The organism is Paenibacillus sp. FSL R7-0273, from assembly GCF_000758625.1.
GTDB lineage: Bacteria > Bacillota > Bacilli > Paenibacillales > Paenibacillaceae > Paenibacillus_AQ.
Genome location: NZ_CP009283.1, coordinates 4,211,758 through 4,236,066 on the forward strand (window position 1 = coordinate 4,211,758; position 24,309 = coordinate 4,236,066).

The window sequence follows — 24,309 nt, forward strand, 5'->3', positions numbered from 1 at the left end:
CCGGATTTATAATTGCGAGACCAAATCAAACGTATGATGCACCGTATGGCTGTCCGCATAGCCTTCCTGCTCACGGATGATGGACAGGGCCGAGGTCGGGCAGGCGCCGACGCATTTCAGGCAGCCTTTGCAGTACTGGTAATCGATACCCAGCAGGAACATCTGCGAACGCCCCTTGCGGTCAAGCCGTTCTTCCCAGACAAAGCACTGGTCCGGACAGACGGTATCGCACTGTGCACAGTTGATACAGGACTCGTTCTCATAAGCCGGAATCATGCCGGAACGGGAAATACTGAGATTCTTCAGGAAGCTGTTGCCGGGATTGACAATCGATCCGCCCATCGGCTGAGTTTCATAACCAAGCGGAGAGATGTCAGAGCGAACATACTCAGGCATGACCTCTCCCTCAGGCAGCTCGAAGTGCATAAACTTCACTTCATTGTAGCCGCGCTCAAAGGTAGTGATTGCTGATTGCACTGCCTGCGGATATTTCTTCCCGAGCGATTTCTCGATAACGCCCTTCATCGTTTCGGTGTCAAGGAACGGGCAGAGCCGGAACAGCGCGCCGAGCATCGCCATATTTACGCGATTCTTCTCTTTCAGCGCAATGCTGGTCGCATCAATGACTGCAATCGTTCCGCCCTTCAGCTTCAGCAATTCTCTGAGTTCTTCCGGCGTCCTGGCCGAGTTCACAAGAACGGTGCTGTCCTCACTGATTCCGCTGGTAACGTTGACGGTCTTGGCAAGTGCTTCATGGAATACGCCGACCACATGCGGGCGCTCTACCGGAGAAGTATCACGGATATGCGTATTCAGATCGCAGAACCGGATATGGGCTTTTACAGCTGAGCCTTTTTTCTCTGAGCCATAGGATGAGAAGCTCACGCCGTTCAGTCCCGCGCCTACTACACCTGCTTCTGCTAGCATCTTACCAGCCAGGTTTGCCCCTAGCCCTCCGATGGATTCCAGCCGGATTTCAAAGAATCCCAGGCTGTTGACTTTTGGTAGTTGTACCACCGACATAACCCCTTTCGAGTGTCAAATAAAACATTCCTTTTGACTTTTTCAATAATTGTAACGTGATAATGATGGTAACGAATGTGACAAATCTTGCATTTCCACGGCTTAGGGAATCACAATAATTTATAGATTTCAAGCGATTTCTTTATATGCGACAGTACTGCGTTACCTAGAAAGAAGATAACCTGCCATAGAAATTGCAGAATGTGAAAATTGTGTGTAATCCGCTATTTTCCAAAGCTCCGTGGATACAAGGGTCTTCTTAATTTAGCAATAAAATTAAAAATTAAGATGTTAAATTCATCACATTTTTCAATTGAGAATGCATATCAATGACATGGGCGTCAATGATTTTTATAGCTTTTGACAGAGGAATTTTTTACAATCCGCAGGTGCCTGAAACACTTTCCGCGCAATAAAAACAAGGCAAAAAGCCCATCCGGAGATGGGCTGGCCTGCAGTATATCCGTTTCTAGTACGTCCACCAGTTGCCCGACATTACGATCATCGAAAACAGCTTGATGCTGTCCTCATAATAATCCTCCGCCGCGCTGCCGGCTGTATGGCTCCATAGCGAGTTCAGCCAGCTCTGATTAGATGAAGAAATCATCGCACTGACGCCAAAGGGGGCGTAAAAAGCTCCGCTGTTATAGCTTCCGAATGTTGTACCGTTCAGCTTATAGCCGTCCTTGATGCTTCCAGGCGAGCTGCTTACCTTTGTCTTGATCCAGCTGTTAAGCTGGGTAAGCTGGCTGATTGCACGGTTATCGCCGGTGATCAGATAGTCCGTCGCAATCCTCCAAGGTGTCCGGCAGGAATTATAATTGTAATTCCCGTCATTGGCATCCTCCAGAAACCCGGCTGCAGCCGGGTTATAGGCACCTCCCGAATAAATAACGAAATCCGGCAGCAGGCCCGTAGAGGCACTGTAGCCAGTATACAGGCTGTTAATAATGGAATAGGTCTTGTCGGTCACATTTCCCCAGCGTGCGTCCCCGGAAGCCGTCTTGAAGGCCTTCAGATGACCCAGCATAAAGTCCGAAGGTCTAGTCGCTGTATTATAAGAGCCGCTGTTGCCCCAGTCGCCCAAACGGATCGTCCACTGCGTCTGATTAATCTCATTGTCCATGATGGCTCCAATGATATTGCCGGCAGCCGCCAGATAGTTTACAGTGCCGGTGCTGCCCCACTGCCGGTCGGCAAGAAGAAGGGCAAAGGCAATATCCATATCGCCATCCGTTGCGGAGTCCTCCCCCTCAATATTCTGAAAGCTGCTGTTCTGCTTCCAGGACATCAGATACGGGTTAATGGAGCTGGGATGAGCGGTGTAATATTGATAGAGTCCATTGAAATAAGTCTGCGCGTTGGCATCATATCCCGCCATTAGCACAGTGAAGAGCATCCCGTAGCCATGGGCCTCGGATGCGGTTTCCCCGTCCGAATTATATTTCACATAATATTTACCCGTGCCGGCGGGCTTCAGATAAGCCGCCTTCCACTCATTCCACTTTGTCTTAACGGCATTGTCCATACTTGCCTGCGTGACATGGTTCGGCTTGATCGTGCCGCTTGTATAGACGGTATGCTGCGGGAACGGTTTATTGACCGCAGCCAGTGCGGAGCCGGCCGGCAGCATAAACAGCGCCAGACAGAGGATTAAGCAGCTTTTCCACCCCAGTGTATGCTTGGTTGTCTTATTAATAACGCTTCACTCCTTAAAATGGGATCAGTCCTGCAGCCAATGCATACATGCACTGTCCGCATAGCGGACTGGCGAAGCTAACAGCTATGCTGAATCAGCACATTTACTATAATATTCCATTTTATCTCTGTCAACATGAAAAAAGCTGCCCTGCCCGCATAGCCTGATTGCGGAAGGACAGCCTGATTTATTCGCATTTAAAAGGGGACATCTGCTATTCGTTATCCAGCTGCATATGCTCGGCGATCAGCTGCTGCTTGCGGTTCCATACCTGCTCGCTGAGGTTCACGCGGTACACCTCGGGATTCAGCTTACGCAGATATTCCGGCCAGAACAGATCGAGCTGCTGCTCATGGTAGCGGCGGATCTCCTCTAGTGTCGGCAGGGAGTACACCTGGAACCCGTTCACAAAAATCGGCTCCAGCATCGGCAGCGCCTCATACTTGTCGACATTCTTGCGCAGATACGGATGCAGCGGGTTGAACAGCTTGATGCGGGCGCCGTTAAGCGGGGCAGCCTCATCAGGGAAGTTAATGTAGTCAGCCATCGCCTTGCCGTTTGCGCCGACAATGCGGAATACATCCTTTTTACCCGGGGTAGAGACCTTCTCGGGATTGGAGGAGATCTTGATCGTCGGGATCATCTCACCGGTAGCTGACTCAATCTCTACCAGCTTATACACGCCGCCCAGGGAAGGCTGGTCGGCAGCTGTAATCAGCTGCGTGCCGACGCCCCAGGTATCGATTGCCGCACCCTGCAGCTTAAGGTCCATGATCGTGTTCTCGTCCAGATCATTGGAGGCTACAATCTTCACGTAGTCCAGCCCGGCTTCGTCCAGCATCTTGCGGGCCTGCTGCGACAGGTAAGCCAAATCGCCGCTGTCCAGCCGGATGCCGTTCATCTTCTTGCCCTGGGCCTCCAGCTTCTTGGCCGTATTGATCGCATGCGGCACCCCGCTGCGCAGCGTATCAAAGGTGTCGACCAGCAGCGTAACGCCGTCCGGCATCACCTTGGCATAAGCATCAAAGGCCTCCTGCTCGCTGCTGAAGCTCTGCACCCAGGAATGGGCATGCGTGCCCTTGGTCGGGATGCCGAACATCCGGCCGGCCAGCATATTTGAGGTGGCATGGAATCCGCCGATGTAAGCCGCCCGTGCGCCCCACACTGCCGCATCTGCCTCCTGCGCCCTACGGGTACCAAACTCCAGCAGAGTGTCGTTAGGAGCCACCTGCTTGATCCGTGAAGCCTTCGTAGCGATCAGGGTCTGATAGTTCATAAAGTTCAGGATCGCCGTTTCGACGAGCTGGGCCTCCATAATGGTGCCTTCAACGCGTACCAGCGGCTCATCCGGGAAGACAAGCGCCCCTTCCTTCATCGCATGGATATTGCCCTTGAAATGAAACTGCAGCAGCTCCTCCAGAAAGGCCGGCGCATAATTCTCTTCCTGCTCCGAGAGGTAACGGACATCATCCTCCGTAAAACGCAGGTCCCTGATATATTGGACAATCCGCTCCAGTCCGGCAAAGACAGCAAAGCCGTTGCCAAACGGCAGCTTGCGGAAATAACCCTCGAATACCGCTTTGCGCTTATGGGTACCGTTCACCCAATGGGCGTACATCATATTAATCTGATATTTGTCTGTATGTAGAGCAAGCTCTCTCCTCAAATCCTCATCTCCTAGACCTGTCTTATTCTGCATCGGCACGTACCACTTGTGCACCCAGGCTGCCCCGGAAGTGCCCCAGCGCCCATGTATGGCCGTCCGGATTAAAGCTGGCCACCGCATCCTCGTGCACGATGATATCAAAGCCCTTATTGTAAGCATCCACCGCTGTGTGCAGCACACAGATATCGGTGCAGACGCCGGTCAGATGCAGCTCCCTGATGCCCCGCTCACGCAGCTTCAGCTCCAGATCCGTGCCGCAGAAGGCGCTGTAACGCGTCTTGTCCATCCAGTAGATAGACTCCCGGTTCGCTTCATAGACCGCCTTCAGACCGCCGTACAGCTCCCGTCCCGGTGTATCCCGCAGGTTGTGGGGCGGAAACAGTCTGGTCTCGGGATGATACGGATCAGCCTCCTCATGCAGGTCTACCGCCATAACCACATAATCCCCGCTCTTCACAAACTGCTCTGTCAATTCGTTCACTCTGGCTGCAATATCAATTCCCGGCTGTCCGACCGGCAGACTGCCGTCAATAAAATCATTGGTGAAATCTATCACGATCAATGCCTTCATTGTACATACCTCCTGGAAAATGGGTAGGTGGTGCGTAGTGCAGATTCAGCGCGCTTTAAGTATAAATAGACAATAAAGGCTCATGGTCAGTGAACATGTAGAGCTGTGCAGGCCGCTGCGAGTACTGGTTCGAGCTGACCAGGTTGCCGGCTTCGTCACGCACTTCCTTTAATATACCCTGCCGGCTGCGGGTTGACGTGATTTTGCGGATAAAATTTGGCTCCTTGAATTCCGGTACTACCGTTTGTATAACCTGATACAGCTCACTCAGCGTAAAATGCCGGGGCAAAAACTGCCGGGCAATCGTCGTCTGCAGCATCTGCTGCTGAATCCGCAGGTAAGCATCCGTAATAATATCATGGTGGTCAAAGGCCAGCTCCAGCTCCTCAAGCGCCTCCTGCAGTGTGAACAGCCCGACCTCACCGGCATCATCCGAGGCCTGTCTCTGCTCCAGCATCCATTCTTCGACCAGCGCAAAAAAAGCATGGCTGATAATCCAGCCGCGCGGATCCCGTCCAGGGGTGCTGTATACGCCGAGGTATTCCAGATGACCGCCGTCAACGCCGGTCTCTTCCTTTAATTCACGGGTTGCCGCGTCATAGATGGACTCGTCCTCCTGGCAGAAACCGCCCGGAAGCGCCCACATGCCGGCACACGGCCATTTCTTGCGCCGGATCAGCATCACCTTGAGCTCACGCAGGGGGAGCGTCTTGGTGACCGTCTTCCGTTCCCGCTTCGTCAAGGTGAACATTACTATATCAGCCGGAACGCCGTCCGGAGTGCGGTATTTTTTGGCGTTATAGGTTTGTTCCACGTTCTCGCTCACTTTAGATCATCCTTTGCCGCTGGCTTTGTTAACCGTTCGTAGCTTTTAATGTACCAAACCTGCTCTTCTAAAAGCAACAAATCTGCCACATTTTGATGTGAATAAAGGGACGGATCTGCATCCGCCCCCTCACCAGGTTTAATCTCCGCAGGTGGACGGCGGCGCATCCGTGCCGGCCTCCACATTGATTTTATCAGAAACGGTATCCCTGATAACTGAAATGACCAGCTGCAGCAGGTAATTGATATCACTCTGGCTCTGCTGGAACTCATTCACAACCGGAATGCCGTCAATCTCATCCTGAAGCGCTTCGATCTCCTGTTCAATCTTCGCTACCATTGCCTTATTGCCGAAGCTTTCAAAGGCGACGATCTCCTTCTGCTTCTTCTTAATAGTGGCAATCAGCCCCTGCACGCGTTCATGATTCTGGATTTTGAGCTCCGCCTGCTGGAAATGCTGCACTTCCTCACTGGTGGAGATCAGTGCTGCAAGCTCCTTCGCTTTGCCCATAATATCCTCACGCACAATCAGATCACGGGTATCGAAGCTCTGCATGCCGTATTTATTTACATTCGGACTGTCCTGGCTCACACTCATCGCCCCATTTCACTATAATTAGAGGACTGCTGCAGCTTCCGCCACATAATCCCCTTTAATGTACCAGGTTTTGGTATCTGTAATTCTGACCTGCACAAAGCTGCCGATCAGCTCCTTCGGACCTTCAAAATGAACCAGCTTGTTGGCACGGGATCGTCCGGAGAGCACACTTGCATTATTCTTGCTCTCCCCTTCGACCAGCACCTCCACCAGCTCACCGAGCATCCGGTCGTTGCTGACCCGGCTCTGCTCCTTGATAAGGTCATTCAGGCGCTTCAGCCGCTCGTTCTTGACCTCAATTGGAACATTATCCTCCATTGCTGCAGCCGGTGTACCCTCACGCGGCGAGTAAATAAAGGTATATGCCATATCATAACCTACTTCACGGACCAGGGACAGCGTCTCTTCAAACTGCTCCTCGGTTTCGCCGGGGAAGCCGACAATAATATCCGTGGTCAGCACAGCCTCCGGCACACTGGCCTTCAGCTTATAGACCAGCTCCAGATAGGCTTCGCGCGTATATTTGCGGCTCATTTTCTTAAGTACAGCACTGCTTCCCGACTGCACCGGCAGATGGATATGCTCCGTCAGATTGCCGCCCTTGCCCAGTACTTCTATTAATCTATCGTCAAAATCACGCGGATGCGATGTCATGAAACGGATGCGCGGAATATCGATCTTACGCATATCGTCCATCAGATCCCCGAATGTATAGTCCATATCTGTAAAATCCTTGCCGTATGCGTTCACATTCTGCCCGAGCAGCGTTACTTCCTTGAAACCCAGACGGGCCAGCTCGCGAACTTCGGTAATAACGTCCTCCGGACGGCGGCTGCGCTCTTTACCCCGGGTGAACGGTACAATGCAGTAGGTGCAGAACTTGTCACAGCCGTACATGATGTTAACCCAGGCGCGCATGCCTTCCCGCTTCTTGGGAAGATTCTCAATAATGTCGCCTTCCTTGGACCACACCTCGACAACCAGCTCCTTGCTGAACAGCGATTCCTTGATGATCTGCGGCAGACGGTGAATATTATGTGTACCAAAAATCATGTCCACGAAGCCGTGCTTCGCCATAATCCGGTTCACGACGCCTTCCTCCTGGGACATGCAGCCGCAGACACCCAGCAGCAGGCCCGGCTTCTCCAGCTTCAGCGTTTTGAGGTGACCCAGCTCGCCGAATACTTTATCCTCGGCATTTTCCCGGATTGCGCAGGTGTTAAGCAGAATAATATCCGCCTCATTCCGGTCCTCCACCGGCTGATAGCCCATTTCCTCCAGCATGCCCTTCATCGTCTCGGTATCATGCTCATTCATCTGACAGCCGTAGGTGGCTATAAAATAGTACTGCTGCTTCAGGCTGTTCATTTCACGGAATTGCTCCATAATACGGATCGTTTCAGCATCCTCAAAGTTAATGACCTCGATCTCCTGCTTGCCGCGGCGCTTCCCTTCCTTATAATCCGGGTTGGAGTTGATCTGTACGGTCCGGCCTTTGATTCTGTAAGTGGTTTTGCCCTCTTCTTCACTGATGACTTTGGCGTCAGAAAAATCAAAATATTTCGAGTAATCCTTCGAACCGCCCTGGCCGGATTTTAAGTCCGGTGAGTTATTCCCCATTGTCATGTTTTCACGTCCTTTATGAATGAAAGCTTCAGTAGTCAAATCGGTTAATTGTATTATCGCCAATAAAAAATTATAGCATAAATAATGGAGGCTAATCCATCCGGCAGTGACGGCATACAAATAAACCTCCCCGCCGGAGTCAGCAGGAAGGCTGTGAGTTATCTATTTATGGGCAGGACATCATTTGGGGCGGCGGATGTACATTCGCAGGTATACCATCTCAAGCTTAGACTTTTTGACACAGATAAAAAACAGCTTCATTTCAGCAATTCATCTCCCCGTGTATACAGCTTTACTCCAGTCTAACAGTATACCGTTACAGTAACGTTACACTTTTCTACACTAAACTGCATATTATGATAAAATAACAGCTTTTTCCGCTAGAATTAATTATGCAGATACCTGGATTACACGGTCAGACAGAGGAGCAACGATATGAAGCATGTTCTGGAGAACGGTTTAGAGCTAAATTACAACTATCAGCAGGCCAGGCAGGCGAAGGCTAATACCCGGACGCTTGTCCTGATTCACGGTATGGGCTTCGATCTCACCTGCTGGGACCGGATCATTCCCTATATGCAGGAAGATTTTCATCTGCTCCGGTACGATTTCCGCGGACACGGGCTAAGCGGTACAGACAGCATTGATCCGTCCAGGCTGGCCCAGTCCTATGTTGAGCATTTGAACAGTCTCGTGCAGCAGCTCGGGATTGGGGATTTTCATATCGTCTCCCACGGCGCGGGCTGTATTATCGGCCTCTACTATACTAAAAAGTACCCGTCTAAAGTACATAGCAATGTGCTGCTGTCCCTGCCATTGTTTCATTCGAGCAGCACAGCCGGCAAATATGCCGATTACCGCAAAAATCTGATGAACCACCAGTCGATGAGCGCTATGGCGGATCATGTTATTCCTAACGTTACGCTGTTTCAGCCGGGATCTCCCGAAATGGCGAGACTGTATGAGGCGTTCAGCAAAGTAAGCTTTGACCGCTATATCGAGCTGCTTGATTTCTTTGCCGGTGCGCATGCAGAAATATTGGAAATGTTCAGGCAGCATACCGGTCCGCTGCTGCTGCTGACAGGTGAGCGTGATCCGATGTATCCCCCGTATCTGTCCGGCCTGATTGCTTCCGCCAATCCGTATTGCCGGTTTACGACCATTTATAATGCGTCCAATATGCTGTTCTATGACCAGCCGGGGGATACGTATAAGCAGATCCGCGTGTTTTTTGATACCGAAACTGCCGGTTACCGTCCGCCTCCTGATCCTTATCTGCTGGATCTGCATGCCGACTTTATCGGACTGGTCAATGCCGGTGTACAGGCTGAGCCTCCTCCTGCGCGTCTTAAAGTAACACTGCTATCGCCCTTTCAGGTCTTTATCGATGATGAGCAGCTCCTGAGCGGCTGGGGAAGAAGAAACGCCAGGGAGCTGCTGATCTATCTGCTGCTCAATCCGGTGGTCACAAGAGATCAGCTGTGCGGGGACCTGTGGAAGGACCTGGATAAGTCCAAAGCCCGCAATCTGCTGCGGGTCTGTCTCAATCATCTCAAGCAGCTGATTAACAATGAGGTAACGAAGCTGATCCGCAGCGATAACCGGCAAATCTCTCTCCAGGCTTCAGCGGATTGTGACCTGCTTACTCTGCAGGAGAATATAACGCTCGCGCTCAAAGAGAAGGAGATTGTGCAAAAGGACAGGCTGATTCAACAAATTGTCCCCCATATCCGGGAGGAGCTGTTCAACAATCTCGATCAGGACTGGAATTTGAATCTGCGCATGCGCCTGGAAATCCAGCTGGTGACTCTGGCCTACAATCAGGCCGATGTGCTTGCAGAGCAGGGTAAGTATACGAGCGCGATAGCTTTTCTGAAGTATGTAATTCTGTTTAATCCGGAAGAGTATGATGCCTATGAGCGGATTGCCGGCCTGTATGAGCGGAATAAGCAGAAGCGCGAAGCCAAGGCATGGCGCGTTAAGCTGGCCGGGCTGCAGCCGGACAAGGAGCCTACAGTCAAGCGCCATAGCCTGCCTAATGGTCTGTAAGCTAGATAACAGATACAGCAGAGATGGCCCATTTTCATTCTCTCGTCAGATATACACAGGCATTGTTGCCGCCATACCCGTGGCTGGTGATCAGCACCTCAGCAGACGGCTGCAGCAATGTCTCAGTGACCAGCGGAAGATGCTCGTATCCCGAGCGGTCCGTACGGATGGTTCCGGGGATGAACTGATGACGGAAGCCGAGCAGTGAGGATATGATCTGTGCCGGCCCGCTGGCGCTGAACGGATGCCCGGTCAGCCCTTTGATCGAGGTCAGGGGCACGCTGTGCCTGAACAGCTCCCGGGACACGATCTCCTCAATGCGGTCATTGGCGGCATACCCCATCGCCTGGCTGTTATAATAGTCCGGTACTCTCCCTCCTGTCACACGGCTGACTGCCTGCTTCATCATCCTGCCTGCCGGATCATGCCCGTTGACGGATTCACCGTCATTATTGGTCGCTATCGCATCAATATACCCGTAGATTACTGCATGCCGTGCCTTGGCATGCTCTTCCGTTTCAAGAATCAGGCATGCTGCCCCTTCAGCCAGAACAAAGCCTTTGCTGTTTTTGCTAAATGGAGAGCCTGCAGCAGCTTCCGCCTGGCCAAATGGTAGCGCTCTCATTTTTCCAAAACCATAAACTGTTGCCTTATTGTTGCTGCTGTCCGCTGCGCCGACTATCGCTGTACGGATTCTGCCGTTCTGCAGGTACATCACAGCATCCTCAATAGCCTCGATACCTGCAGTGCAGCCGGTGGTTACCGTTTTGGTGATCCCGTTCAGTGAAAAGTAGCTCGTGACCGCCGATGCCAGACTATGATAATGAACCAGTCCGCAGCAGTAGACCGGCATGTCTTTAAACCGGCCTGCTGCCGTTAGCCCGATCATCTCCTCCAGCGGGGTCATCCCGCCCATCGTTGTTCCCATAAAAACCCCTGTATGTATAGCTATTTCCTGGTCATCCAGCTCCAGTCCGGACATTTCCAGCGCTTCCGAGACAGTGCAGATCGCCAGCTTTGCAATTCTTGGCAGCGTCCTATGCTCCTTCTCATCGAGAATGCCGAGTCCCCCCGTAACCTCCCCTACCACCAGCAGCTCTCCGCCGGGAGTAAGCTCATCCTTGGTTGTAAACCTGTACCTGCCGCTGAGCAGATTCTGCAGCAGCTCACTGCAATCCCCGCCGTTGGGGACCTTTACTCCAAATCCGGTAACCGCTATACGCTGCTTCATCCTCATCCACCTCTTCAAACGAATTAGAATGATACCTGGTTATATTTAAAAAGGGCCTCTTCCGCTTGTCTATTCAGGATCTGCAGGCCAGATTCTCAATCCAAACGTTAGAAGCCCTCTTTAATGAGGCCGATATTTAATCACTTGTGAAGTGCAGAACATTACAGTAAGGCTTTAGGACAATCAGCTCAATGTCTGAGCCGCTGCGGGAGTAAAGGGAAGGATCCGCCCTCTACCTTGGCCGGCCATTCCGGATCGCTGAGCAGCGCTCTGCCTACAGCCACCAGATCAAATTCCGACTTCTCCAATCTGTCCAGCAGACGGTCGAGGTTGTCCTCATCATGATGCTCGGCAGCTCCACCTGTGAACTCGCTATTCAAGCCGACCGAGCCGACCGTAATTACAGGCTTGCCGGTAATGCGCTTCGTCCAGCCGGCCAGATTCAGCTCAGAGCCTTCAAATTCAGGCAGCCAGAAGCGGCGGGTAGAGCAGTGGAAGATATCAACGCCAGCATTGCTAAGCGGTGTCAGGAAACGGGCCAGCTCGTCCGGTGTGCGGGCCAGCTTGGCTGTATAGTCCCCGCTCTTCCACTGTGAGAACCGCAGAATAATCGGGAAATCCGGACCGACCGCACGCCGGCAGGCATCAATAATCTCGACGGCAAAGGTCGTACGCGCTTCCAGATCACCGCCGTATTCGTCTGTGCGCCGGTTGGTTTTCTCCCAGAAAAACTGGTCGATCAGATAGCCATGGGCGCCGTGCAGCTCAATCCCGTCAAAGCCAATCTTCTGGGCATCCTTTGCTGCCCGGGCGAAGGCCGCAACAATCCCGTCAATCTGCTGCTTGGTCATCGGCTCTGTTACCGGTTCTCCGGCTAGGTTAAGCCCCGAAGGCCCTATTGGCAGGGCATTGGCATTTGGCAGATCGCCGATAGAGCGGGCCATCCCGACATGCCACAGCTGCGGGACGATCTTCCCGCCTGCAGCATGCACCTCTTTAACTACATTCTCCCAGCCTTCCAGTGCGGCTTCACCGTGAATATTCGGGATGCTAGGATGGCTGACGGCCGCCGGATGATTAATTGCGGTTCCCTCGGTGATAATCAGGCCTACTCCGCCTTCTGCACGTCTGCGGTAATAAGCGGCCACATCAGGGCCTGCCACACCCTCCGGTGAAAAAGCACGGGTCATCGGAGCCATAACGATCCGGTTCGGAAGCGAAAGCGAACCAGCCTGAAACGGGGTAAACAACAGGTTTGTGTTCATATCGGGCCTCCATTGCATAATATAATTACTTAAAGTAAGTATATTATGATGGCTGGAGGGATCAAAAGCAAATGGTATAGTCTTAGCCCGGGCTTAAGGTGCTTATAATAGAATGCTCAGGCGGCGTGCCCGCCGGGATTAGCTGGTTTGAGGGGCATTTTTGGCTTTGGTTTGGCTGATTCAGCCGTCCAGGCTGGAATCAGAGGCATTTTTGCCTTTCATTTGGCCGATTCAGCCATCCGGGCAGGAATCAGAGGCATTTTTGCCTTTCATTTGCCCGATTCAGCCATCCGGGCAGGAATCAAGAGCATTTTTGCCTTTCATTTGCCCGATCCAGCCATCCGGGCTGAAATCAGAGGCATTTTTGCCCTTCATTTGCACGATTCAGCCGTCCGGGCTGGAATCAGAGGCATTTTTGCCCTTCATTTAGCCGATTCAGCCATCCGGGCTGGAATCAAGAGCATTTTTGCCTTTCATTTGCCCGATCCAGCCATCCGGACTGAAATCAGAGGCATTTTTGCCCTTCATTTGGCCGATCCAGCAATCCGGGCTGGAATCAGAGGCATTTTTGCCCTTCATTTAGCCGATTCAGCCGCCTGGACGCGAATCAAGAGCATTTTTGCCCCTTCACGGGCCATGCAAACGGACAAAAAAACCGGACACCCGCAGTAAACTGCTGATGTCCGATTTGGATATGATAATAAATCCGATTCTACAGGTTCAGCACGCCTGCTTTAGGCGTTACGCGGAAGGCTGCAGCCAGATCAGCCAGCTGCTGATCAGTGATTGACTGCTTGATTTCTCTGCCGCCGATCAGGTTGTAAATGATCGCAGCTTTTTCAATGGTTTCTACCAGACCAAAGGTTGCATCCATAGTAGAGCCTGTTACAAAAATACCGTGCTGCGGCCAGATAACTACGCGGTAGTCCTTCATCTTAGCGGCTGTTGCCCGGCCGATATCGCTGCTGCCCGGAACCATCCAAGGGATAACGCCGATGCCGTCAGGGAAGACAACCAGACATTCTGTGCACATTTCCCAGAGGGTTTTGGTGAATTTCAGCTCATCCAGATCGTGCGTGAATGTCATAGCAATAACGTTAGTAGCGTGAGTGTGAAGAACAATACGGTGTCCAGGATCAACCTTCAGGCGTTCAATGTGGCTCATGAAGTGGGAAGCCAGCTCGCTTGTAGGTACAGCATTGTTGCGCAGACCCCACAGCACTTCAACGCTCTCACCTGTAGCGGATACGCGCAATACGCCGAGGTTGGCTTCCGGGTCTTTGATCACGTTGCGGAAGTATTTGCCGGAGCCTGTTACGATAAAGTATTTGCCTGCAAGCTCAGTTACAGGAAAAGTAAGCTGAATAGTGCGCAGCGGCTCACGGATATTAATGTACTTAGCTACTTCTTCTTCGTCCAGCAGATAGCTGATGTTACCGCCGTTCAGCTCATCCCAGCCCAGGGACCACATGTGATGGGTGATTTCGGACATTTCCTGGATAAAAGGGGCTTCCGTACCGGCGATATAGCCTTTAGTTTCAATAACGGACGTGCTCATATATTATCTCTCCTTTGAATGCAGATCTGTTGGTAGTAGAAATGAGGACCATTCAAAAATCAATTCATTATTGTTTGTTATATAAATAGCCTTATCTGGCAGACAAAACCTCCTTCTCATAAGCCTTCACATCAGCCAGCCAGCCTTCGCGGACCGGTGTGTTCTGGGAAGCACAGTAGTAATCCCAGATAGCGCCGAACGGATAGGACTTGAATTCCTCTACCAATGCCAGGCGGGAAGTATAGTCTCCTTCGAGTTCAATCTTCTTCAGCTCAGCAATCGGCTCAAGCATTGCACGCAGCAGGGCTTTAATTGTGTTGCGTGTTCCGATTACCCAAGCAGCAACGTGGTTGATGCTGCCGTCGAAGAAGTCCAGGCCGATGTTCGTACGCGGCAGCAGATCTCCGCGGACCAGCTCACGGGCGATTTCCAGCAGCTCATCATCCATAGTTACTACGTGGTCACTGTCCCAGCGTACCGGTCTGCTCACATGCAGCAGCAGCTGCTCACTGAACATCAGGATCGAGGACAGTTTGTTTGAAATAACTTCAGTCGGATGGAAGTGTCCGGCGTCAAGGCAGATGGCTTTGCCGCGGGTCATTCCATAGCCCATATAGAATTCATGCGATCCGACAACATAGCTCTCGGAGCCAATGCCGAACAGCTTACTCTCAACTGCATCGATGTTGTATTGCGGGTCAATCTCTTCACTGAACACTTCATCCAGCGAATCACGCAGGCGTGCACGCGGAGCCAGGCGGTCAACCGGAGTATCCTTGTAGCCGTCCGGTACCCAGAAGTTAGTCACACATGGCTGTCCCAGCTCGCGGCCGAACGATTCAGCGATTTTGCGGGAAGCTTTACAGTGCTTGATCCAGAAATTGCGGATCTCCTCGTCAGCATGGCTCAGTGTGAAGCCGTCTGCCGCTTTTGGATGGGAGAAGCAGGTCGGGTTGAAATCAAGTCCCAGTCCCTGTTCCTTAGCCCACTCTACCCAGTTAGCGAAATGGCGTGGCTCCAGCTCATCCAGATCCACCTTCTCATCTGTGTCTGCATAGATGGCGTGCAGGTTGACCTTGTGTTTACCCGGAATCAGCGACAATGCCTTCTCCAGATCCTTGCGGAGCTCATCCGGTGTACCCGCGCGTCCAGGGTAGCTGCCGGTTACAGCAATACCGCCGCTCAGCTCCTTGTCCTTGAACAGGAAGCCCTGTACATCGTCCCCCTGCCAGCAGTGAAGGGAAATCTTGATCTCCGCCAGCTTTTCCAATACTTCATCCACGTTGATGCCGTGGGCTGCGTATAATTTCTTCGCTTCGTTATAGCTGTTGATGATGCTCTGATCCATGTTGGGGTTCCTCCTAAAAGTTTTGTGAGCATCTGCTCCATCTAATTTACTTCGGACAAAACTGACTTCGGAAGCATATGCTTAGTTTTGTGAACATCTGCTACATACTTCTTATTTATTGGCTGCCGCCTGCAGAAACTGCATGCAGCGCTTCCCAGCGGGCCAGCAGGGCCTCAAGCTGCGGAAGCGGGCGCGGCAGGTAAGACTGTATCTTAAAGGACTTGCCAATGATCGTGCGGGCTTCACGGATATCCGCAACTTCTCCGGTATGGATCAGCTGGATGGCCAGATTGCCGAGCGCTGTCGATTCCGTAGGGCCAGCCAGTACTTCCCGGCCGATTATATCGGCAGTCAGCTGGCACAGCAGCGTGTTGTTCGCACCACCGCCGACGATCTGCAGCACCTCTACCGGTCTGCCGGTCAGCTGCTCCAGCTCGCCCAGATAACTGCGGTACGAGAGCGCCAGGCTGTCAAAGATGCAGCGGGCAAGCTCGCCCGGCGTTTGCGGGACAGGCTGGCCGCTCTCTGCACAGGCAAGGCGGATCTCTTCAATCATGTTGTCCGGATTCAGGAACCGCGGATCGTTGCACGGAATCAGGCTGCGGTAGCCCTCAGCTTCTGCGGCAAGCTCAGCCAGTTCAGCGAAGCTGTAACGCTCTCCGTCCAGTCTGCGTACCTCCTGGATCAGCCAAAGTCCCATAATATTCTTGAGGAAACGGTAGGTTCCAAAAGCGCCCCACTCATTTGTGTAATTCGCCTGCATTGCCGCCTCTGTATTGACCGGATGATCCAGCTCAACACCGAGCAGCGACCATGTTCCGCTGCTGATGTAAGCAGCAGTACGGTCATCCTGCACAGGCACGCCTAATACAGCCGAGGCCGTATCATGTGTAGCCGCGCAGATAAGCTCGCAGTCCGGCAGATCATACTGCTGCTTCAGGTCATCCCTGAGGCTGCCGAGCACTTCGCCGGGCTCAGTAAGCGGAGCAAACTGCTCTCTCTTAAGATGCAGCAAGGACAGCAAGTCTGCATCATACTCACGATCAGCGAGATTGAGCAGCTGTGTTGTCGAAGCATTTGTAACTTCGTTAATCTTCCGGCCGGATAATCTATAGTAGAGATAATCCGGAACAAGCAGAATCTGGTCCGCTGCAGCCAGCTCTGTAGCGTCATGGGCGTACAGCTGATATAACGTATTAAAGGTTAACTGCTGAATCCCGGTCTTGGCATACACCTGTTCCGGCGAAATCAGCTTGGCTACTTCCTCCATTACACCGTCAGTACGGCGGTCACGGTAGGCATATACCTCCTGCAGCCGGTTGCCCTCAGCATCCAGCAGTACATAATCCACAGCCCAGGTATCAATACCCAGGGTACATTTGGTAATGCCGGCTGCCTTGGCCTTCTGCAGGCCGCGCAGAATTTCCTCAAACAAGTAATCAATATCCCAGAAGCAGGAACCGTCCCGTTCGGTAAAACCGTTGCTGAAACGGTGAATTTCCTCCAGCGAGAGAATTCCGTCTGCAATGGTGCCGAGCACAAGCCGCCCGCTGGAGGCGCCGATATCGACGGCGATATGATAGTTCATAGGGAATCTCCTCATCTAAAAAATAATAATCTAGAGAATTTTACGGAACAGCGCGATAACTTCTTCTTTGGTCGGAATGAACGGATTGCCAGGTGCACAGGCGTCCTTCATGGCATTTTCAGCCAGCAGATCAAGATCCACTTCGTCAACGCCGAGCTCAGACAGCTTTGCCGGAATACCGACTTCCTTGGACAGCTCCTTAATCGACTCAATAACGAAGTCTGCACATTCTTTATCGGATTTGCCTTCTACCTGAAGGCCGATTGCCTTAGCGATAGCCCGGAATTTCTCAGGTACATATTTGGCATTCTCTTCTTCTACATAAGGGAGCAGCATCGCGTTACACACGCCGTGCGGCAGATCATATACACCGCCGAGCTGATGCGCCATTGCATGCACATAACCGAGTCCGGCATTGTTGAACGCCAGTCCGCCCAGGAAAATCGCATAAACCATCTGTTCACGTGCTTCAATATCATGGCCGTTCTTTACCGTTTTTGCCAGGTTGCCGAAGATCAGCTCAACAGCCGCCAGTGCAGTAGCATCCGTGACAGGATAAGCGCCCGGAGTTACCAGTGCTTCAATCGCATGAGTCAATGCATCCATACCGGTTGCGGCAGTCAGTGCAGCAGGCTTGTCGACCATCAGCTCAGGGTCATTAACGGAAATGGTGGCGATGCTGTTCTTATCGACCATTACCATCTTTACCTTGCGCTCTTCGTCAGTAATAACGTAGTTAATTGTAACTTCACTTGAGGTTCCGGCAGTTGTATTAACCGCAACAATCGGCAGTGATTTGTTCTTGGATTTGTGTACACCTTCATACTCGGCGATATGTCCGCCATTGGTAGCCACGATTCCGATCGCTTTGGCCGTATCCTGCGGTGAACCTCCGCCGATCGAGATCAGATAATCACATTCATGCGATTTAAGGAAATCCACGCCGTCATGAACATTTTTACAGGTCGGATTCGGTTTCACTTCATCATATACCACATACTCAATTCCGGCTGCATCCAGCACGGACAGCAGCTTACCGGCAATTCCGCTCTTCACCAGGAACTTATCGGTTACTACCAGCGCTTTCTTCAGATTCAGCTCTTGAATGTATGGAGCGATTTCCTGCAGACAGCCTTTGCCCATAATGTTAATAGAAGGAACATAATATACACGGGTACTCATTGATTGACCAGCCTCCTGATAATGTTGTGTTACATAATACCTGGTTATCTTCTTCTCTATAAAAGGTTATCCCGGCTGCGGCACCTCAGGCTGGTCTCTGTAGGATTCGCAGCGGACCTTGCTCAGGCGCTTAATCTAATGAAGCATGCGCTTTCAAAGAGAAAATGAACACTCTTATCGTAGCTCTATAATTCTGTGTTGTCAACAAATAAAATATTATTTATGTTGTTTTTATTTGTTTACTGTTTGCAAAACGCAGATTATAATGAATATAATAATGATTTTTGTGTGGTTTTCGTCTAATTTATTGCAAAACACAGATATTCAGGTCTATATTTATAGATAACGATTGGGATTCAGAGTATAGCTCCGGAAAGGTGATTACAAATGCTGGCTGCCGAAAGACGCAACAGAATTATAGATCTTGTCCATCAGGATAAAAGAGTGCTGGTTTCCGACCTGAGCCGCATGTTCGAAGTAACGGAAGAAACGATCCGCAGGGATCTGGAGAAGCTCGAAAAGGACGGAATTGTCAGCCGGACTTACGGGGGAGCCATGCTTAACAGGCACACCAACGAGGACCTTCCTTTTGTAACCCGTAATGCGCTCAATACGGACATCAAGCGCAACATCGCGCTCAAGGCGCTCGATCTGATTAATGACGGGGATACCCTGATGGTAGACCCCAGCTCGACCTCTTTTGAATTCCTGAAACTGCTGGGCAATAAAAACAATCTTACACTCATTACGAACTCAATTAATATTTTGCAGGAGTTCGCGAATTCCGGAATGAACATTATTTCCACCGGCGGTTCCCTGCGCCACCGCTCTCTCTCGCTGGTTGGCCCGGTCGCCCATGATACGATCCAGCGCTACAATGTGGATACGGCCGTAATCAGCTGTAAGGGGATTGATATGGACCGGGGGATTACCGATTCCAACGAGCCGGAATGCGAGCTCAAGAAATATATGCTGCGGCAGGCGGAGAAGGTTGTGCTGCTGGCGGACCATACGAAGTTTGACAAGACCGCTTTTACAAAGCTGGTGGAGCTGAACCGGATTGATGTGCTGATTACCGACCGCAAGCCGTCGGACGCTTGGCTCAAGCGGCTGGCTGAGGAGAATATTGAGGTTCTGTGCTAATGTAAGTAAACGTGTTTCTTCTATATAATATGTGCATCCAAAAAAAGGACATCTCCCTCTTCCCGGGAAATGTCCTTTTAAGTGCAGCCGCCTAAGCTGCTATTAAGCTTTGGACAGCATAATATTGAGTATCGTCTCATCCGTGGCGGCAAGACCCTCCTGGACGAGCCGTTCCATGTTGCGGATGGTGTCCTCTACCTTTTCAAAAATAACCCCGTCATTGTCTGTCGGTGATATATTATTCATTGCCAGTGTCGCCGCCTGGATTGCGGCATTGGTGGCGGTGGAGATTTTGAGCGCACAGGTGGATTTGGCCCCGTCACAAATCATGCCGGACAAGGAAGCAATCGTATTCTGGATGCCATGCTTGATCTGCTCCAGGCTGCCGCCCATCAGGTAGATGATCCCGCTGTTCGCTCCTACTCCGCCGGCAATCCCTGAGCCGCACAGCGGCGAGAGCCGGCCGATGTAATGCTTCACATGAACGGTAACCAGATTGCTCAGCGCAATGGCCCGGGCCAGCAGCTCATCACTTTTACCCATAAGCTCGGCCAGCTTAATAACAGGCAGTGTAGCTGCGATCCCCTGATTCCCGCTGCCCGCCGTCGTCATGACCGGCATCGCGCTGCCGTCCATCCGCGCATCGGAAGCCGCAGCTGTTGCGGCGATTACGGAATTGGCCACATCGTTGCCGAACAGATTAACGGTGGAGCGCTGGCTCATTTTTTTGCCGACCTGAAGACCGTAATCCCCCCGCAGGCCCTCATCCGAAATCGCCTTATTCATTCTGGCGCCTTCCAGCAGAAACTCCAGCTCCGCGAAATCTGTATTACAGACAAACTCATAAATCCCTTCCAGAGAAACGGCGTAGTCTTCGGGACTTAGCTGCTCGTCCTCCCCGCAATCTCCCTTATCCTTCTGGATATCTATAGGAACTCCATCCTTCTCCAGCAGAACGATATTCGTATGCTCCTTGGCAACCACCGCTGTTGCCCGGTGATTCGCGCTCTGTACCCTGGCTTCTATATACAGCTTCTCCGGAGTATCCTTCAACTCCACCGAGAGCAGCTTACGGTCTATAATTGCATTAGCCTGACTAAGCTCATCAGCCGTCAGCCCTGAGAGAATCTCCAATTTTCTGTGAGAGCGGTGGATTACAGCACCAAGCGCAGCCGCAATCGGCAGCCCGGTCTGACCTGTTCCGGGAATGCCCACACCCATAGCGTTTTTAACAATATTGCCGCTAAGGAACAGCTGAATCCCTGTAATCTCCTCCTGAAGCAGCTCTGCCGCCAAAGAGACCGCATAGGCTACCGCAATCGGCTCCGTACAGCCTTCCGCCGGAACGATTTCTTTTTTCAATACATCAAGTAAGCTAACCATATAGGATCCCTCCTTTTCTCTGTCTGAACTATCTCTATATACTACATCAGACCGGGGGCTGAGGGAACCGTTTATTCGTCCGGCAGGCTGGAAGTTACTGTGTGCTTAATTCCCTTATCTGCCCGCCTCAAGCCGGTAACCAAGCCCGCGGACAGTCTCAATCCGGAACCCGGCCGATTCGGCGAACCGCTCACGCAGACGCTTAATATGTACATCCACCGTACGGTCATCCCCGGAGTAATCCATTCCCCAGATCTGCTCAATCAGTTGTCCGCGCGTGAACACTTGTCCGGGAGTGGAGGCCAGCTTGTACAGCAGTTCGAACTCTTTTAACGGCAGTGTCAGCGCTTCTGTACCCCGGATTACCTTATAGGTCAGACGGTCAAGTACAATATCACCAAGTGAAACGGTTTGTGTGGAGCCGATTTTATAACGCTTCAGCAACGCCCTTACCCGGACAGTCAGCTCAAGCGGATCAAAGGGCTTTGTCAGATAATCATCTGTACCGAGCTCGAAGCCCTTCACCTTCTCCCAGGTCTCCCCTCTGGCCGTCAGCATCAGCAGCGGAAGGTCCGGGCTGGCTTTTCTCAGCTCTTTGCATAAGGTCCACCCGTCCATCACCGGCATCATTATATCCAATACGACCAGATCAACCGGCATTGAAGCATATACATCCAGCGCCTCCCTTCCGTCGGCAGCCTCTACAGCAGTAAATCCGTCATTGCGCAGAAACAGACAGACAAGCTCGCGTATGTTCGCATCGTCGTCTGCAACCAGTATGGTAGCCATCTGAATCCTCCTCTTTACCGGGCTTATTTCAAAGTAATTATTATACTATACAAGAGCTTACCTTTCATGTATTCTGACTGCCGGATCATCAAAAAGCGCCAAATCCCCATTCCCGCTCAGGGCTTGGAGACTTGACGCTTTTGCATCGTACAGGCCGGACCTGGATGCTTAATTCTTTTCAACTGCATGCCCGCCGAACTCATTACGCAGCGCAGCAACCACCTTGCCGGTAAAAGTGTCCGTCTCAAGCGACCGGTAGCGCATCAGCAGCGACATCGCAATAACCGGTGTGGCTGCCTGCAGGTCAAACGCTGTCTCCAGCGTCCATCTGCCTTCGCCGGAGGAATGCATAACACCCTTAATGTCATCCAGCTTGGCATCCTTCGAGAAGGCGCGCTCTACCAGCTCCATCAGCCAGGAACGGATGACCGATCCGTTATTCCATACGCGGGCTACCTGCTCGAAGTCAAAGTCGTAGCCGCTTTTCTCCAGAACCTCAAAGCCCTCGCCGATGGCGGCCATCATGCCGTATTCAATCCCGTTATGGACCATCTTCAAAAAATGGCCGCTGCCGGACTTGCCCGCATACAGGTAGCCGTTCTCCACAGAAGTGTCACGGAACAGCGGCTCGGCAACTGCCCAGGCCTCCTCGTCTCCGCCGATCATATAGCAGGCACCGTTGCGGGCTCCCTCCATACCGCCCGAGGTGCCTGCATCCAGATAGTAGATCCCGGATTGTTCCAGCTCATCGTGGCGGCGGATCGATTCCTTGTAGTGTGAATTGCCCGCTTCTATAATAATGTCCCCTTTGGACAAAAGCGGGGTCAGGTCAGCGATTACAGAATCGACAAACTGGTGCGGCACCATAATCCAGGCAATCCGCGGTGCATCCAGTTTATTTACAAGCTCAGCCAGGCTTGCTGCTCCAGCCGCCCCTTTGCCGCCAAGCTCGGCTACCGCATCAGCGTTTACATCGTACGCCACAACCTCATGTCCATGCTCCAGCAGGTTCTGGCCAAGATTCAAGCCCATTTTACCCAGTCCGATTAATCCGACTTTCATACGATATCCCTCCGGTTATATTCTTAATTGATTATTGTCAGTCCATCCTTAACTCCAGCTATCTTACGCCCCGGCGCGGATCGCCTGCTCATCCACTCTGCCGGATGCTTCAGCACTCCCGTCCGTTTCACCTTCAGGCTCATCCAGCCACCAGTGGTCTTCGCCCAGCAGCTCATCCGCTGCAGCCGGACCGTATGAACCCGCAGCATACGTATGGAGCGGAAGCGTGCCTTCCTCTACGGCCTCAATAATCGGCTGCACCCACTGCCAGCTCAGCTCCACCTCTTCCCAGTGCGCAAAGAAGGTCGCATCTCCAAGCAGCGCATCATAGATAAGGTTCTCATAGGCTTCGGGCAGATCGGGATTGGCCGAATCATGTCTTATGCTTACCGGCTCAAGCGCTCCGTGCTGGCGCGGATTTTTGGTATTCAGCTGCAGTGAAATACCTTCACCGGGGCCGATTTCAATGATCAGCAGATTCGGCTCAAGCGGAAGCTTGCCTCTGTTAACGTTATGAGAATCATTAAACGGTTCCTTGAATTCAATAACGATTCTGGTCGATTTCTCCTTCAGCCTTTTGCCGGTGCGGATATAAAATGGTACTTCACTCCACATCGGATCATCAATCCACAGCCGTGCGGCAATATACGTATCATTCTGTGAGGAGGACTCAATGCCCGGCTCGCTAAGGTAGGCTGGCACCGGCTTACCTTTAATTTGCCCTGCACCGTATTGCCCGCGCACCACATTCTGTGCCAGCTCGTCTTTCAGCAGCGGACGTACGGAGCGGATAACATGGCGTTTTTTACTGCGGACATCGTCGGGACTGCTGTCCTTGGGCAGCTGCATCGCCATCATCATCAGCAGCTGTAGCATATGGTTCTGGAACATGTCGCGCAGCGCACCGGATTTGTCATAATAGCCTGCCCGCTCCTCCACTCCGACAGTCTCGGCAGCCGTGATCTGGACGTTAGCGATGTATCGGTTCTGCCACAACGCCCGGAGCACCGGGTTAGAGTACTTGAGCACTTCGAGGTTCTGGACCATCGGCTTGCCGAGGAAATGGTCGATCCGGAAGATTTCTTCTTCACGGAAAGCCGCATTCAGACTCTCATTAAGCTCCCGTGCGGACTGCAGATCCCGGCCGAACGGCTTCTCGATAATCAGACGTTTCCAGCCTGTGGTATCTCCCAGACCGCTGTCGTGAATATTAGCGGCAATCGGTCCGAAAAATTCCGGACCCACCGACAAATAGAACATCCGGTTGCCTGAAAGTCCAAGCTTCGCTTCCCGCCGCTGCACGTGGGCCAGCAGCTTTGTGTAATCCTCCGGACGTCCAACGTCCAGCACGCTATATTCAAAAGCCAGCAAAAAACGCTGCAGCTCCACCGAATCCTTTACAGGACGGCGGGAAAAGGTACGCAGCGAATCCAGCACCTGCGCCTGGAACGTTTCGTTGCTAAGCTCTCTTCTGCCCAGGCCAATTACGGAGAGAGGACCGGAAAGCTTGCCATCGGCAAACAGATTATAGAGCGCCGGATAGATTTTGCGTTTCGCCAGATCCCCGGTAGCGCCAAACAGTACAAAGGTAGATGATTCCACTTTCATTCCTCCCGTTATTATATAAATTATATTAGGTTACTATTAATTACTCATAAACTTAACAAAACTCATCATACGCCTGCAAAATCCATTCGTCAACC

20 protein-coding genes are annotated in these 24,309 nt (G+C 52.0%); 3 read left to right on the forward strand and 17 right to left on the reverse strand.

What is annotated here, in order from left to right; genetic code table 11:
• Positions 1-6 precede the first annotated feature (6 nt).
• From R70723_RS17885 to miaB, 7 genes are all read right to left on the reverse strand, one after another.
• Entirely contained in the window at positions 7-1,017 is a 1,011-nt protein-coding gene (locus tag R70723_RS17885; RefSeq protein ID WP_039873923.1) for a 2-oxoacid:acceptor oxidoreductase family protein, read from the reverse strand.
• A 475-nt stretch (positions 1,018-1,492) separates the two neighbouring features.
• Positions 1,493-2,656, reverse strand: a complete 1,164-nt coding sequence (locus R70723_RS17890) for a family 8 glycosyl hydrolase (protein ID WP_081957422.1) — start codon at positions 2,654-2,656, stop codon at positions 1,493-1,495.
• A 280-nt stretch (positions 2,657-2,936) separates the two neighbouring features.
• Positions 2,937-4,421 (reverse strand): nicotinate phosphoribosyltransferase, encoded by a 1,485-nt coding sequence (locus R70723_RS17895; RefSeq protein ID WP_047171158.1) that lies wholly within the window; start codon positions 4,419-4,421, stop codon positions 2,937-2,939.
• On the reverse strand, positions 4,411-4,959 hold the full coding sequence (locus tag R70723_RS17900; RefSeq protein ID WP_039873928.1) for a cysteine hydrolase family protein: 549 nt from the start codon (positions 4,957-4,959) through the stop codon (positions 4,411-4,413). Before R70723_RS17900 ends, R70723_RS17895 begins: the two co-directional genes overlap by 11 nt.
• Positions 4,960-5,014: 55 nt before the next feature.
• Entirely contained in the window at positions 5,015-5,785 is a 771-nt protein-coding gene (locus R70723_RS17905) for an NUDIX domain-containing protein (protein ID WP_039873930.1), read from the reverse strand.
• A 138-nt stretch (positions 5,786-5,923) separates the two neighbouring features.
• Positions 5,924-6,382, reverse strand: coding sequence for a YlbF/YmcA family competence regulator (locus R70723_RS17910; RefSeq protein WP_039873931.1), 459 nt, complete (start codon positions 6,380-6,382; stop codon positions 5,924-5,926).
• 18 nt (positions 6,383-6,400) lie between these two features.
• Positions 6,401-8,008 carry a tRNA (N6-isopentenyl adenosine(37)-C2)-methylthiotransferase MiaB gene (gene miaB, locus R70723_RS17915; RefSeq protein WP_039873934.1) on the reverse strand — a complete coding sequence of 536 codons (1,608 nt, stop codon included), beginning with the start codon at positions 8,006-8,008 and terminating at the stop codon, positions 6,401-6,403.
• Positions 8,009-8,443: 435 nt separating this feature from the next.
• On the opposite strand from miaB, the gene R70723_RS17920 reads away from it, so the two are divergent.
• Positions 8,444-10,057, forward strand: coding sequence for an alpha/beta fold hydrolase (locus R70723_RS17920; RefSeq protein ID WP_039873936.1), 1,614 nt, complete (start codon positions 8,444-8,446; stop codon positions 10,055-10,057).
• A 34-nt stretch (positions 10,058-10,091) separates the two neighbouring features.
• Here R70723_RS17920 and R70723_RS17925 read toward each other — a convergent pair whose 3' ends face one another.
• Positions 10,092-11,288 (reverse strand): beta-ketoacyl-[acyl-carrier-protein] synthase family protein, encoded by a 1,197-nt coding sequence (locus R70723_RS17925; protein ID WP_039873938.1) that lies wholly within the window; start codon positions 11,286-11,288, stop codon positions 10,092-10,094.
• 188 nt (positions 11,289-11,476) lie between these two features.
• Positions 11,477-12,553 carry an NADH:flavin oxidoreductase gene (locus tag R70723_RS17930; protein ID WP_179087994.1) on the reverse strand — a complete coding sequence of 359 codons (1,077 nt, stop codon included), beginning with the start codon at positions 12,551-12,553 and terminating at the stop codon, positions 11,477-11,479.
• 147 nt (positions 12,554-12,700) lie between these two features.
• Here R70723_RS17930 and R70723_RS17935 point away from each other — a divergent pair, with 147 nt between their 5' ends.
• Positions 12,701-13,225 carry a hypothetical protein gene (locus tag R70723_RS17935; RefSeq protein WP_144026994.1) on the forward strand — a complete coding sequence of 175 codons (525 nt, stop codon included), beginning with the start codon at positions 12,701-12,703 and terminating at the stop codon, positions 13,223-13,225.
• Between the two features lie 40 nt (positions 13,226-13,265).
• Here R70723_RS17935 and rhaD read toward each other — a convergent pair whose 3' ends face one another.
• The 4 genes from rhaD to R70723_RS17955 all read right to left on the reverse strand — a co-directional run bounded on the left by rhaD (position 13,266) and on the right by R70723_RS17955 (position 18,229).
• Entirely contained in the window at positions 13,266-14,111 is an 846-nt protein-coding gene (gene rhaD, locus R70723_RS17940) for a rhamnulose-1-phosphate aldolase (RefSeq protein ID WP_039873943.1), read from the reverse strand.
• 91 nt (positions 14,112-14,202) lie between these two features.
• Positions 14,203-15,459 (reverse strand): L-rhamnose isomerase, encoded by a 1,257-nt coding sequence (gene rhaA, locus R70723_RS17945; RefSeq protein ID WP_039873946.1) that lies wholly within the window; start codon positions 15,457-15,459, stop codon positions 14,203-14,205.
• Between the two features lie 115 nt (positions 15,460-15,574).
• Positions 15,575-17,047 carry a rhamnulokinase gene (gene rhaB, locus R70723_RS17950; protein ID WP_039873949.1) on the reverse strand — a complete coding sequence of 491 codons (1,473 nt, stop codon included), beginning with the start codon at positions 17,045-17,047 and terminating at the stop codon, positions 15,575-15,577.
• Positions 17,048-17,077: 30 nt separating this feature from the next.
• On the reverse strand, positions 17,078-18,229 hold the full coding sequence (locus tag R70723_RS17955) for an iron-containing alcohol dehydrogenase (RefSeq protein WP_039873951.1): 1,152 nt from the start codon (positions 18,227-18,229) through the stop codon (positions 17,078-17,080).
• 387 nt (positions 18,230-18,616) lie between these two features.
• On the opposite strand from R70723_RS17955, the gene R70723_RS17960 reads away from it, so the two are divergent.
• Positions 18,617-19,372 carry a DeoR/GlpR family DNA-binding transcription regulator gene (locus R70723_RS17960; RefSeq protein ID WP_039873952.1) on the forward strand — a complete coding sequence of 252 codons (756 nt, stop codon included), beginning with the start codon at positions 18,617-18,619 and terminating at the stop codon, positions 19,370-19,372.
• Between the two features lie 102 nt (positions 19,373-19,474).
• Here R70723_RS17960 and R70723_RS17965 read toward each other — a convergent pair whose 3' ends face one another.
• The 4 genes from R70723_RS17965 to zwf all read right to left on the reverse strand — a co-directional run bounded on the left by R70723_RS17965 (position 19,475) and on the right by zwf (position 24,208).
• Positions 19,475-20,755, reverse strand: coding sequence for an L-cysteine desulfidase family protein (locus R70723_RS17965; protein ID WP_039873953.1), 1,281 nt, complete (start codon positions 20,753-20,755; stop codon positions 19,475-19,477).
• A 114-nt stretch (positions 20,756-20,869) separates the two neighbouring features.
• Entirely contained in the window at positions 20,870-21,544 is a 675-nt protein-coding gene (locus R70723_RS17970) for a response regulator transcription factor (protein WP_039873955.1), read from the reverse strand.
• A 168-nt stretch (positions 21,545-21,712) separates the two neighbouring features.
• A complete protein-coding gene (gnd, locus tag R70723_RS17975; protein WP_039873957.1) occupies positions 21,713-22,606 on the reverse strand; it encodes a phosphogluconate dehydrogenase (NAD(+)-dependent, decarboxylating) in 894 nt (297 codons plus the stop codon).
• Positions 22,607-22,669: 63 nt separating this feature from the next.
• The gene (zwf, locus tag R70723_RS17980) at positions 22,670-24,208 is read right to left on the reverse strand and encodes a glucose-6-phosphate dehydrogenase (RefSeq protein WP_039873959.1); all 1,539 of its coding nucleotides are present in this window, start codon (positions 24,206-24,208) and stop codon (positions 22,670-22,672) included.
• Positions 24,209-24,309: the final 101 nt, after the last annotated feature.